The sequence below is a fragment of the Massilia sp. TWP1-3-3 genome, assembly GCF_049897805.1.
GTDB lineage: Bacteria > Pseudomonadota > Gammaproteobacteria > Burkholderiales > Burkholderiaceae_D > Telluria_A.
In genome coordinates, this window is the sequence record NZ_JAFCWX010000004.1 from 60,785 (window position 1) to 74,612 (window position 13,828).

6 protein-coding genes are annotated in these 13,828 nt (G+C 60.4%); 3 read left to right on the plus strand and 3 right to left on the minus strand.

The features are described from left to right. The first annotated feature begins 120 nt into the window (after nt 1-120). Nucleotides 121-3,141: a TonB-dependent receptor gene (locus tag ACP7D4_RS04930; protein ID WP_426207975.1), complete on the plus strand. Its 3,021-nt coding sequence runs from the start codon at nt 121-123 to the stop codon at nt 3,139-3,141. Between the two features lie 183 nt (nt 3,142-3,324). Further along, nucleotides 3,325-6,219, plus strand: coding sequence for a TonB-dependent receptor domain-containing protein (locus tag ACP7D4_RS04935; protein WP_426207976.1), 2,895 nt, complete (start codon nt 3,325-3,327; stop codon nt 6,217-6,219). A gap of 102 nt (nt 6,220-6,321) precedes the next feature. On the opposite strand, the gene gap is transcribed toward ACP7D4_RS04935, so the two are convergent. Further along, nucleotides 6,322-7,332: a type I glyceraldehyde-3-phosphate dehydrogenase gene (gene gap / locus ACP7D4_RS04940; protein ID WP_426105581.1), complete on the minus strand. Its 1,011-nt coding sequence runs from the start codon at nt 7,330-7,332 to the stop codon at nt 6,322-6,324. A gap of 72 nt (nt 7,333-7,404) precedes the next feature. Next, a complete protein-coding gene (gene tkt, locus ACP7D4_RS04945) occupies nt 7,405-9,402 on the minus strand; it encodes a transketolase (protein ID WP_426207977.1) in 1,998 nt (665 codons plus the stop codon). Between the two features lie 127 nt (nt 9,403-9,529). On the opposite strand from tkt, the gene ACP7D4_RS04950 reads away from it, so the two are divergent. Beyond that, nucleotides 9,530-10,255: a 16S rRNA (uracil(1498)-N(3))-methyltransferase gene (locus ACP7D4_RS04950; RefSeq protein WP_426207978.1), complete on the plus strand. Its 726-nt coding sequence runs from the start codon at nt 9,530-9,532 to the stop codon at nt 10,253-10,255. 92 nt (nt 10,256-10,347) lie between these two features. Here the strand turns inward: ACP7D4_RS04950 and ACP7D4_RS04955 are convergent, their stop codons facing one another. Beyond that, the gene (locus ACP7D4_RS04955; RefSeq protein WP_426207979.1) at nt 10,348-13,488 is read right to left on the minus strand and encodes a TonB-dependent receptor; all 3,141 of its coding nucleotides are present in this window, start codon (nt 13,486-13,488) and stop codon (nt 10,348-10,350) included. Between the last annotated feature and the right edge of the window lie 340 nt (nt 13,489-13,828).

Consider the following 13,828-nt stretch of genomic DNA (forward strand, 5'->3'; position numbering starts at 1 on the left):
AATTGCAATAGTGTTGAGATAGCTCTAGGCGCAATCTTGTATAGAAGACTTATAGCCGGACCTGCCCTTACGCAGTTCTAACAGAACTCACGAGCGACATAATAATTTAAGGAAATTAGAATGAAAAAAATTGCATTTCGGCAGTCTGCCTTGACCCGTACCGCACTGGCCGTCGCCGCCAGCTTGCTAGTTTCAAGCGTAGCCTACGCGCAGCAGTCAGAAGGTTCCATTTTCGGCAAGGCGGCCGCCGGCCAAAAAGTCACCATCACGAGCGTGGATACCAATACCTCGCGCCAGCTCGTGGCGGATGCCAACGGTTCGTTCGTACAATCGAAGCTTCCGCCAGGCCAGTACACGGTAACATCGAACGGCATCGCCCGCGAAGTCACCGTGTCGATCGGTACCGGCACCCAAGTCGTACTGACCGAAGCCGGTCAAATCCAACGCGTGCTGGTTTCGCGCCGCCGCAACAAGATTGACGTCTCGAGCGTGGAATCGACCACCGTATTTACCGCCGAGCAGATGCAGGCGCTGCCAGTGGCGCGCGACGTTAACGCGATTGCCATCCTGGCCCCTGGCGTGGTCAAGGGCGACGCCGACCTCGGCGCCGGCAACCTGCCAGCCTTTGCGGGCGCGTCCGTTGCGGAAAACGGGTATTACATCAACGGCTTTGACGTTACCAATATCCGCAACTTCTTGTCCTACGCCAACCTGCCATTCGACGCTATCGGTTCGCAGCAGGTGAAAGTGGGCGGCTACGGCGCCGAGTTCGGCCGCTCGCTCGGAGGCGTGATTTCGCTCGCGACCAAGCGCGGCACCAACACCTGGAAAGGCGGCGCTTCGGTCATCTACAGCCCGGACGCGGGTAGAGCCAAGGGCCAGAACGTCGAGAACCTCGATTCGCCTGGCGAGTACACGGTTCACCGCGCATACGACCGGTTTAACGATATCAGCGCCAACGTCTTCCTTGGTGGCCCGATCATCAAGGACAAACTGTTCTTCTTCGGTGTCGTCGAAGGCAAGCGCGATTCCGAGCACCGCTTTCGCGGTTCGAACAGCAACACGTTCATTGACACGACCCCGAACGGCATGATCAAGCTCGATTTCACGCCGAGCGACAAACATCGATTCGAGTTCACCGGCATCACGAACAAGAAAGAAATCGACGTCACTGATTACAAGAACGCGCTGACCAACCAGTATGCCTCCAGCCACGTGGGTACCGGCAAGGAATCGAAGCTGACTTCGGGCGGACATACCCTGATCGGCAAATACACCGGCTACCTGACGGATGCGTTGACCTTGTCGGCCTTGGTGGGTTCCGTGGACGACAAGGTAGAAAAAACCACGGGCTTCCGCGTGGCCGACCAGTCTTGCCCTGTCGTCGTGGATGACCAGACCGAAATCGGCTGCTGGACCGGTCCTTTCCCAGGTGAATCGATCCGTGACCCGTCCGCAAAGGACGACAAGGACAGCCGCCGCGCCTTCCGCATCGACGTCGACTACGTGTTGGGCGACCACACCCTGCGCGGCGGTATCGACACCCAGAAGTTCACGTCGGCTGCAGCCGGTTCCTCGACCTACTCGGGCGGCCTCTACTGGCGCTATATTCCTTCGCCCACCGGCACTGTGAATGGCGTGCCCAATACCGTGGCACCCGGCGCGAAATATGCGCGCAAGCGCATCATCACCTCGACCTCGGGTGAATTCGAAGTCAAGAACACGGCGCTGTACATCGAAGACAGCTGGAAAATTACCAAGAACGTGCTCACGTACGGTGGCCTGCGCTGGGAATCGTTTGACAACAAGAACTCCGACGGCGTGAGCTTCGTCAAGGCCGAACGCCTGCTGGCCCCGCGCCTGGGCGCCGCTTGGGACGTCAATGGCGACGCGTCCATGAAGGTGTATGGCAACCTGGGCCGCTACTATATTCCAGTCGCTGCCAACACCAACATCCGCGCCACCCGCGGCGAACTGTTCACCCATCAGTTCTACACCTACACCGGCCGCGACCCGGTCACCCAGGCGCCATTGGGCACGGTTGAAATCGGCAATAAGCAGGTCAATGGTGACGGCGCTTTGCCATTGCCCTCGACCATCGCCGACGTCAACCTGAAGCCGATGTCCCAGGATGAACTGATCCTGGGCGCCGAGAAGCTGGTGTTCAACGGCTGGCGCGCCGGCATCAAAGGCACTTACCGCAAGGTCCAGAACGGCATGGATGACTACTGCTCGCACCTGGGCTTTGAACGCTGGGCCGCCGATAACGGCCACCCGGACTTCGACTCCAGCACCATGGCACCGTGTGCCATCGTCAATCCGGGCAACGACGTGACGCTCAACGTTGACCTGGACAACAACGGCAAGCTGGCCCAGACCACCTTTCCAGCCAGCTACGTCGGCCTTGAAAAGTACAGCCGTAGCTACAAGGCGCTGGAATTCACTTTGGATCGTCCATGGGATGGCAAGTGGAGCGTTAACGCGTCGTACACGCTGGCCAAGACCAAGGGGACCGCTGAAGGCTATGTGAACTCGGTCATCAACCAAGAAGACGCCGGCGTATCCCAAGACTTCGACTTCCCTTCGCTGACCCATGGCTCGAATGGCTACACGTCGAACGACCGCCGCCATGTGCTGAAGGTATTTGGCAACTACGCGCTGACCGATACCCTGCGCCTCGGCATCAATGCCACCGCATCGTCGGGCCGTCCAACCAGCTGCATCGGCTTCGTTCCAGGTACCCAGCCTGATTTCTCCGACGCAGAAGGCTACTCGACCGCATCGTCGTACTATTGCCTGCGCTCGGATGGTCCGGACGCCGGTCGCACTTCCGTGCTGGGTCAGCGCGGAACGGCAGGCCGTACGCCTTGGACCAACAGCCTGGATGTCCAGCTGGCTTACATGCCAAAGATCTCCAAGGGAAAGCTGAGCTTGCAGATGGACATCTTCAATCTGTTTAACACACAGAAGGTTGTGGAATGGAACGAGACGCGCGACTACAGCCGCGCAACTACAGTCAATGAAATCGATCCCGACACGGGCACGCGCATTATCGAAGGTCAGCTGAGCAACAACTACCGGCGCCCTACGTCGTTCCAGCAGGTGCGTAGCGTTCGCTTGACGGCGCGCTACGAGTTCTAAGCACAATTTCGTTGAACGCTAAAAACCGCCTTCGGGCGGTTTTTTTTGCCCTGTTTTTCGTCGGCGGATTGACTGGCCTCAAGCCCGAAGCATTTCCCAGAACTCCGTCAACAGGGCCATTGTCCATTGATTGATGCCGCGATGTGCCCGGCCTGCCCCCACCTTTACAGAGAGAACAACATCATGCCGTTTCCTTTTCGTCTAAAAAAGATTGTCCTTGCCGTCGCCCTGACCTTCGGCCCGGCGCATGCTGTGCTGGCCCAGGATGCTGCCGCGCCGAACGCTCCGGTCCAGCGCGTGGTCATCACCGGTTCCAACATCGCGCGCATCGATGCCGAGACTGCCACGCCGCTGCAAGTGATCAAGCGCGCCGAGATCGATCGCCTCGGCGTCAATTCGGTGCGCGAACTGGTCGACACCATGACCGCCTCGACCAGCAGCCTGTCGGACGTCGGCGGCAGCAGTTCCTTCGCCGGCGGCGCCTCGTCGGCGTCGCTGCGCAACCTGGGCAAGCAGTCAACGCTGGTGCTGCTCAATTCGCGCCGCGTGGCGCCGTACGCGCTGGCCGACTACAACGAAGTGTTCACCAACCTCGACAGCCTGCCGCTGGACGCGATCGAGCGCGTCGAAGTGCTGCGCAGCGGCGGCTCGTCGATCTACGGCTCGGACGCGGTGGCCGGCGTCATCAACATCATCACCCGCGGCGACTACCGCGGCCTGACCGCGCGCGCCACGCACGAGCAGGCGAGCAAGCACAGCGGCTTTCACGAGTCCACTGCCAGCCTCACCGGCGGCATTGGCGACATGGCCGTGGACGGCTACAACGTGCTGGCCAACGTTGAATTCTTCAAGCGCGGCAACGTGTTCTGGCGCGAGGTCGTCGACGATATCAATCCGGCCTACGGCAGCAAGTTCGCCACCCTGCGTCCCGCCAGCGGCCTGATGTTCGGCAACCGTGGCGCGCCGTCCACCTTCAGTTTTCCGGGCAACCTGATCGGCCAGGGCGCCCTGCCCGGCTGCACCACGCTCAATGCAGCAGGCCTGTGCGTGTACGATCGCTTCAGCCGCTTTGAAGTCCAGCCAAAGGCCGATCGCGCCAACCTGCTGTTGTCCGGCAAACTGCGCTTTTCCGACACCATGGAAGGCTTTGCCGAAGTGTTGTACTCCAAGACCAAGACCACCTACGGCAGTACTTACGCCACCTACGATTCGGCCGCCGGCGTGACCACCTGGGGCAACCCGGCCACAGGCCAGGCCCGCACTTTCGACCATGGTCCGATCCCCGCCGGCCACCCGCTGAACCAGTCGGGCCGGGACCTGGACCTGCGTTACCGCTTCCTCGACGACCCGGGCTTTCGCCAGTCCGACAGTTCGCAATACCGGGCGCTGGCTGGCCTGAAAGGCAACTGGCGCAACTACGACTGGGAAAGTGCGATCGGCATCATGGGCAGCAAGTCGACCGACCGCAGCCGCGGCACTTTTTTCAGCGTCAACGGTTTCACGCAGGTCATCGGCACGCCCGGCTATGACGAAGACGGCAACCTGCGCGACCAGCAATTCTTCAACCGCAGCTACCGCCTGGGCCAGCTCAATTCGCCCGAAGTGATCAACGCGCTGTTTCCCGAAAACGGCTATGACGGCAAGATCACCCAGCAATTCTGGGATGGCAGGATCAGCGGCGAAGTTGGCCAATTTCGGGGCCGCAAGGTGCTGATGGCGCTGGGCGCCGACATCCGGCACGAGAAATTCCTGATCTCACCGACGGCGAACCTCCTGGCCGGCGACATCGTCAGCAACGGCGCAGCCAGCGCCGACGCCGCGCGCACCTCGACCTCCGCCTTCGCCGAGGCCGAGGTGCCGCTGACGGACGCGCTGAGCATGACCGGCGCGGCGCGCGTCGACAAGTTTCCCGGCTTTGGCGCGCACGTCTCACCCAAGCTGGCGATGCGCTTCGAAGCGTCCAAGGCGCTGCTGCTGCGCGGCACCATCGAGACCGGTTTTCGGGCGCCCAACCTGACCGAGAGCGCGCAGTCGAGCAAGTTCGCCTTTTCCAGCGGCACCCAGGACCCGCAGCGCTGCTCGCAAGCACAGGCCTACGCCAACGACTTGCGCGCCCGCTCCGACGCCCTGCCCGAGACCGATCCGCTCAAGGCGATCACCTCGGCCAAGGCCGACGCGGTCGAGAGCAAGGAATGCTTTGGCGGCGTGCCCAGCATCGTGCGCAACAATCCCGACCTGAAACCGGAAGTCTCGCGCAGCGCCACCATCGGCTTCGTGCTGGAACCGATGAAGGGTTACAACCTGTCGCTGGACTACTGGCGCATCCGGCGCAAGGATGAAATTTCGCTCAAATCGAACGACGAGCTGCTGGCCGCCGAGGCGCAGCAAGCGCCGGGCGTGATCAACCGCCTGCCGCTCACGCAAGAGTCGACCTTCACCTCGGTCGAGGGCGAAAGCACGGCCACCGTGCAGCAGCGCTACGGCGTCACGGCCGGCCCGCTGTCGTCGATCAACGGCACCTTTTTGAACGTGTCCAAGACGCGCACCAGCGGCTTTGACGTGGGCGCGGCAGCGCGCATCGATTCAGGCATCGGGCGCTGGGACTTGACGTTCAACGCTACGCGCCTGCTCGACTTCAAGACCTTCTTTGCCGAGCGCGACGGTGGCAGCTACGGCGACAACCTGGCCGGGCGTTATGGCTACTCCAAAACGGTGGCCAATTTCACGGCCGCGCTGCAGACCGGCAGTGTGAACAACAGCTTGCGCTTCGCCTGGAACAGCCCGACCACGCTCAACGGCGACTATTTCGACGACCAGTACACGGACGCCGGCTGCGCCGAGCGCGACTGGTCGGCGCAGGAATGCCGCGTCGCCTCGTATGTGCGTGCGGACTACAACGTCAGCTACACGGGGATCAAGAACCTGACCTTGTCGGCGCACGTGGGCAATTTGTTCAACCGGCGCCCGCCGATCGACTACCGCTCGATCAACGAGTCGGGCGGCGGCGTGATTCCGCAAGACCGGGAAGATGTGCAGGGACGCAATGTGCGGGTGACGCTGGTGTACAAGTTCAAATAGCCGCCGCACGCATTGACCGCATGGGCACGCGGACGATGCGCGGACGATGATGGCAAAAAAACGCCCGGCAAGCCGGGCGTTTTTGTGTACAGCCAAGAACGATTACTTCGCGTTCATCAGCGCCACGGTGGTGTCGAGCATGCGGTTCGAGAAACCCCACTCGTTGTCATACCACGACGATACCTTGACCAAACGGCCCGACACTTTCGTCAGCGTCGAATCAAAATTCGACGACGCCGGGTTGTGATTGAAGTCGATCGATACCAGCGGCTCGGTCTGGTACGTCAGCACATCCTTCATGGCGCCTTCGGCGGCCGCCTTCATCAGCGCGTTGACTTCATCGACTGTCGTGTCGCGCTTGGCGATAAAGGTCAGGTCGACCAGCGAGACATTGATGGTCGGCACGCGAATTGCGAAACCGTCCAGCTTGCCATTGAGCTCAGGCAGCACCAGGCCGACCGCGGCGGCAGCGCCGGTCTTGGTCGGGATCATGCTCATCGTGGCCGAACGGGCGCGGCGCAAGTCTTCATGCATCACGTCCGACAGCACCTGGTCGTTGGTGTACGCGTGGATGGTTGTCATCAAGCCAGTTTCCAGGCCAATGGCGTCATTGAGCGGCTTGACCAAAGGAGCCAGGCAGTTGGTGGTGCACGACGCGTTCGAGATCACGGTATCCGTGCTTTTCAGTACGTCCTGGTTCACGCCGAACACGATGGTGGCGTCGACATCCTTGCCGCCCGGAGCCGAAATGATGACTTTCTTGGCGCCGCCCTTCAGGTGAGCCGATGCCTTTTCCTTGGTGGTGAAAAAGCCCGTGCACTCCAGGACCACGTCCACACCCAGGTCGCCCCAAGGAATTTCAGCAGGATTGCGCTGTGCAAACACGCGGATCACGTCGCCGTTGACGATCATGTTCTCGCCCTCGACCGTCACGGTGCCGGGAAACTTGCCGTGGGCCGTATCGTAGCGGGTCAGGTGGGCGTTCGACTTGGCATCGCCCAGGTCGTTGATGGCCACGATCTGGATGTCATGTTTCTTGCCGCCTTCGTAGAAAGCGCGCAGTACATTGCGGCCGATGCGGCCATAACCGTTGATTGCAACTTTGATCGTCATGCTTATGCTCCTGATGATTAAAAAAAGAGGGTCCCTGAAGTTGTTGATGCGCCTGCCAGTTGTTTGTCAGTTCTATGCAGCCAGTACGATTTTGGCCTTGGCCACGACGTTCTCGACCGTAAAGCCGAAGTGCTTGAACAGCACTGGCGCCGGGGCCGATTCGCCGAAGGTGTCGATGCCGACCACTGCGCCTTCAAGGCCCACGTACTTGTACCAGAAGTCGGTCACGCCGGCCTCGATCGCCACCCGCGGCACGCCGCGCGTAAGCACCGACGCCTTGTAGGGGGCGTCTTGGCGGTCGAACACGTCGGTCGACGGCATCGACACCACGCGCACGGCCACGCCTTCGGCCGTCAGGGCGGCAGCGGCCTTGGTGGCCAATTCGATTTCGGAACCGGTGGCAATCAGGATGATCTTGGCATCCGGTGCATCTTGCAGCACGTAGCCACCGCGGGCGATGTCGGCAATTTGCGCCTCGCTGCGTTCCTGGAACGGCAGGTTCTGGCGCGAAAAGATCAGCGTCGACGGGCCATCCTTGCGGCGCACGGTGGCACCCCAGGCAACGATTGACTCGACCGTGTCGCACGGACGCCAGTTATCCAGGTTCGGGATCAGGCGCAGCGACGAGACGTGTTCAATCGACTGGTGCGTCGGGCCATCTTCGCCCAGGCCGATCGAGTCGTGCGTGAACACAAAAATCGAGCGCAGTTTCATCAAGGCAGCCATGCGCAGCGCATTGCGGCTGTAGTCCGAGAACGTCAGGAAAGTGGCGCCGAAGGGGATATAGCCGCCGTGCAGGGCAATGCCATTCATGATGGCGCTCATGCCAAATTCGCGCACGCCGTAATTGATGTGGTTGCCCGGCTTGCCGGAACGCAGCGCGACGCACTCTTTCCAGTTGGTCAGGTTGGAACCGGTCAGGTCGGCCGAGCCGCCTAGAAATTCCGGCAGCGCGGGCGCGAGCGCTTGAATGGCGTTCTGGCTGGCCTTGCGGGTGGCGATGTTTTCCTTCTTTTCCACGCACGAGGCAATGGCAGCGGCCAGCACGGCATCAAAACTGGCCGGCAAGTCGCCCTGCATGCGGCGCTCAAATTCAGCCGCCAGCGCTGGAAACTGCGCGCGGTAAGCGGCAAACTTGTCGTTCCAGGCAGCTTCAGTAGCTGCGCCCTTGGCCTTGGCGTCCCAGGCCGTGTACACCTCGGCCGGGATCTCGAACGGGACCGAAGTCCACAGCAGGTGCTCGCGCACGGCCGCCACTTCCTTGTCGCCGAGCGCGGCGCCATGCACCTTGTCGCCGCCCTGCAAATTGGGCGCACCCTTGCCGATGATGGTCTTGCAGCAGATCAGGGTGGGCTTGTCGGCCAGCTTGGCTTGCGCAATGGCAGCGTCGACCGCGGCCACGTCATGGCCGTCGACGGCGCGAATCACATTCCAGCCGTATGCTTCAAAGCGCTTGGGCGTGTCGTCGGTAAACCAGCCTTCGACCTTGCCGTCGATGGAAATGCCATTATCGTCGTACAGCGCGATCAGTTTGTTCAGTTTCAAGGTGCCGGCCAGCGCGCACACTTCGTGCGAAATGCCTTCCATCAGGCAGCCGTCGCCCAGGAACGCATAGGTGTAGTGGTTGACCACGTCGAAACCGGGCTGGTTGAATTCAGCCCCCAGCAGGTATTCCGACAACGCCATGCCGACCGCGTTGGCGATGCCCTGACCGAGCGGACCGGTGGTCGTCTCAACGCCCGGCGTGATGTCCACTTCCGGGTGACCAGGGGTTTTGGAATGGAGTTGGCGAAATTGCTTGATGTCATCCATGCTCAAGGCGTAGCCCGACAGATGCAACAGCGCGTAATGCAGCATCGAGCCATGCCCGTTGGAGAGCAGGAAGCGGTCGCGGTTGGCCCACTTCGGGTTGGCCGGGTTGTGCTGGTAATGGCCGGCCCACAATGCCACGGCGATGTCGGCCATCCCCATCGGCATGCCGGGGTGGCCGGAATTGGCCAGTTGAACTGCGTCCATTGCCAGTGCGCGGATCGCGTTGGCCATCAAAGTCGTCGGTAGCGTAGGTGTCATGGTAGCTTGGGTCTGAGGATTGGGAATGCGGGGCGGCGTTGCAAGAGATCTGAGCCAACTATTTTACCAGACCAAGAGGGGTCGAATTAAAATGAAGCTTTGTTTCTGATCGACGAACAGGATTTGCATGCCCCGTTTCTACTGTGATACCCCGCTCGCTGCCGGCCTGACCATCGCCCTTCCCGACGCCGTGGCCCACCACCTGCACGTGCTGCGCCTGCTGCCGGGCGCCGAACTGCGCCTGTTTAACGGCGACGGCGCCGAGTATGTCGCCCGGCTCGACAGCGTCGAGAAGCGCCGCGCCAGCGCCAGCATCAAGGCGCAGGTGGCGCGCGACGTCGAGCTGCCCTTTGAAATCACGCTGGTGCAGGCTCTGCCCGAAGCGTCCAAGATGGACTGGATCATCGAAAAAGCGGTCGAGCTGGGCGTGGCGGCGATTCAGCCGCTGACAACGCAGCGCTGCGTGGTGCGCCTGGCTGGCGAGCGCGCCGAGAAAAAACTGGCGCACTGGCGCGGGGTCATCGTGGCCGCGTCCGAACAAAGCGGACGGAACCGGCTGGCGCGGATCGCGCCGATGGAAGATTTTCATGCATGGACGGGCCAGCAGAGCATGCACAAGCGCATCCTGCTGACACCGCGCGCGGAAAAAACCGTCTCGGTCTGGGCGCGCCACCAGCCGCCCCAGGCATTGTCGCTGATGATCGGCCCGGAGGGCGGTTTCACGCTGCAGGAAGAAGACGCAGCCATTGCCAGTGGCGCGCTGGCGCTGTCGATGGGACCGCGCATTCTGCGCACTGAAACGGCTGGCATGGCGGTGGTGGCGGCGCTGGCCGCGCTGTGGGGCGGCCTGTAGCAAAAACGCTGCGCGCATAAAAAAACGCAGGCCGAGGCCTGCGTTTTTTGTTGCAGATGCGAAGCGGGTTTGCACCCGCCTCCCAACGGCAATTAGAACTTCATGCTGTATTCCGCGGTGAAGCGGAAAGCACGTGGGTTGGAGTAGCTCTGGATGCGGTTGTATTCTGGGGCGACAACGTTGGGACCGCTGTTGTAGGTCTCGTCCACACGCTGCACAACTTGCCTGTCAAACAGGTTGAACACATCCATACGCAGCGTCAGGCCCTTGACTTCCAGTGGACGGTAGGCCACGTTCATGTCGAAACGCACATCCTTCGGCAATTCACCCAGCGAGCCGCGTGGCGTTGGTTTGTTAGCAGCGCTGGAGAGACCACCGCCGCAGTAGTGGTAGTTCGAACCGTAGTCGTACGATGGATCGACGGTCGGATGATTACCGAAGCAACTCTTTGGACGACCCGACGCGAGCAGCGCGTTACCGCCCAGCGTAACAGTTGGGCTAACTTCCCAGAAACCAAAGGCTTTGATCTGGTGCTTGCGGTCGTTTGGCAGGCGCCCATAGGTGTACTCCGGCAGTTCGCGAGTATCCCAGGTCGTCGTTGCACCAGGGTTTGCCTGGGCGTTATCCGAACGCGTCTGGCCTTCAGTGTTGCCTTCGCTACGCGACAATGTGTAGTTCACGCGACCATACCAGCCGTTGCGCAGTGGATGCTCGGCAAACACGTCGACTGCCTTGTAGACGCGCTTGGCCATTGGCAAACCGATTTGCGCTGCGGTCAGCTTAACCGTGGTGTACGTCTTGCGGGCCAACGCCGGATCGGTATCGTTCAGGTCGACGAGGAAGGTGTTGTCTTCGCCCGGATTGAACGTTGCGCAACCGAAACCGCCGTATTTGCTGGTGTCGAGTGTCGGATGGGCTGCGAAATACTCCTCGAACGGACGTGCATCGCACAGGTCGTCCAGCGTCGACTTCAGCTTGCGGTACGTTGCCTTAACGCCGAAGTTGAGCGATGGCGAGTAAGCTTTTTCAAAGCCGACCGTCATTTCATCCTGGAAGTTCGGCTTCATCTTGAGCGCGCTGACAACCAGCGGGTCCTTGGCCTGGTTGTACTCGTTGTTGGTCGAGAACGGTTCGGTCAACTTAACGAGGCCGGTTGGGGCACCGTTGGCGTCCATCCCGGTGTAGCTGAAACCTTGACGCGTGAACAGCGAGCGCGCTGCACCACGCACACCGATACTGCCTGGAACTTGCAGGTAGTAACGACCGGCAGTACCGAACACTTTCAAGCTGGCATCACCGTTGACGTCCCAAGAGGCACCCAGACGCGGGGAAATCTGATTTTTCATTTCCAGGAATGTTTCGCCGTCGCCGTTGATGTTTTTGAACTGCTCATTGCGCAAGCCAAGTGACAACAGGACGTTCTTGCTGACTTGCCATTTATCTTCGATAAATTGCGATGTCTGCTCCGACCCTACTGGCGTTGCCGAGCTGAAAATCTCCTGACGTGCCCAGTAACCCTGAGCAGCCAATGGACCGCTGCCTTTGGTTGCCACGGCAACTTTGGCGCCGGTGGAAGACAGGCTCTGAGCCACGGTCGGGTTGGCCTGCTTGTAATAGCGCCAGATCGAGCCACCGGCCGTAATGAAGCCCGTGTTTTCGTTGAGCAACTCAACCTTGTCGGCGCCGACGCGCAGGGTGTGCGCGCCAACTTTCCACTCCAAGTCCAGACGGGTGTTCTTGACCGTGTCTTTACCGCCTTTAGGCATGATGGTGCCGGTCAGTGGCTGGTTGTTCACGCATGGCAGCGATGGCGGGCACACCGACAGCGACGACACTTGTGGAACCGCCGAGGCCAGGTTGTACACGTCATAGCCGTCGAACGTGTTCGAGTGCTCCGAGGTCAACTTGCCATGCATGGCGGTCAGGGTCAGGTTCTCGGTCAGGTTACCGGTGTACTTGAGCTGATTGAAGTCGCCGCCCACACCTTGGGTTGTGGCTGGATCGTTACGATAGTGTTCACCGGAATTGACAACCGAACCGCGGGCCCGGGTGTTGTAGTTGTAGCCGTAGTATTCGGCGTCAAGCTTGCTGTTGTCGCCGACCGACAGGAATTCCAGGCGATGGTTGTCGGTGAGGTTCCAGTCGACTTTGGCAACGTAGCGGGTGATCGTGTCTTTCAGTTCGCCGAAGCCCCATTTGCTGATCGCATTCAGGCCGCCGTTGTTAGCCCGCGAAACGATGTCGCGATCAACCCGGTTTTGCTCAGCAGCCACGAACATGAACAGCTTATCCTTGATGATCGGGCCGCCAACAAAGGCGCCCACGCGCACTTCTTGGCGCTCGTTGTCTTCGCGACGGGTACGCAGCAAGCCGTCGGTACGGTTTGTCGTTGGAAAGCCGTTAGCATTCACATCAGGCGCGGTGGCTGGATAGAAACCGGTGTCCGCGTAATGGAAATCCTTGTATTTGGCGCGCATCCTAGACGGCTCGACGCTTACCATGCCGCCCGCTTCCCAAGTATTCGTACCACCCTTGGTGGTAATGTTGACAACGCCGCCGATCGAACGGCCGAATTCGGCACCGAAACCGCCGGTCAGGATCTGTGCCTGGGCAACGGCGCCGAACGGCAGTTCGGACGAACCGAGACCGGTGATCGGGTTGGTGACAGGGAAACCGTTGATGTAGTACGCGTTCTCGGACGCGCCCGCGCCGCCGAACGATGCGCCTGCATAGCGGTCATCTGCGCGCGTGGTGTTCGGCGCGAGCTGGATGATGGCGTCGACGGTAGGACGGATTGGCAACTTGGCCAGTTCTTTGGCCGAGAAAACGGCGCCGTTGTTGGTGTTCGACACGTCGATACGCTTGCGCCCGCCGGTCACGCGCACCGTTTGAACGCCGCTCACGCTGGCCGAAGCGTCAACACCCTGCCCCAGCAATACATCGACTTCCGACGTTTTGACGACGGTGTCGCCCTTCATGACGTCAACTTTGTAGCGGCCGACCGGCAATGCGGTAACGGTGTAGCGGCCCGACGCGTCAGGCGTGGCGCGACGCTGCAGGTTGGTTTCCAGATTACGAACAACAACGGTGGCGCCGGTAGCGCCTTCGACGTTGCCGTAAATCGTACCGGCAGCGTTCGACTGGGCCATGGCAGGCTGAACAACTGCTGCACTCAGCGCCGCAGCGCTGAAAGCCAATGACAGTGCGCGGACCAAAACTGATTTTCTCAACATGTGATTTCCTAATTAATTTTAAGCGTTTCGGTAGATCTGCTCGTGCAGTATTGCTTTCATTGAATCATTGCGTTTGAAATAACGCTCAAAGCTTTTGAAAGCCACCTCATGGGTGTTCTATTAAACATTGTCTGAGTTGATCAACAATATTCAAGTCAGACATAAAACCATAGCGCCCCGAACGGTGTCAAATTTCGCTATCGAATAGTATGCGGAGAAACAACACATTTAGAAATTTGGCCTCTCTGTCAATTCTGCTCAGCTCGCTTCTGCACAGCTCGTAATCGAAGTCAACCCAAGTTTTGGAACCATTTCAAGGCCCCGGACACACTTACTGCCA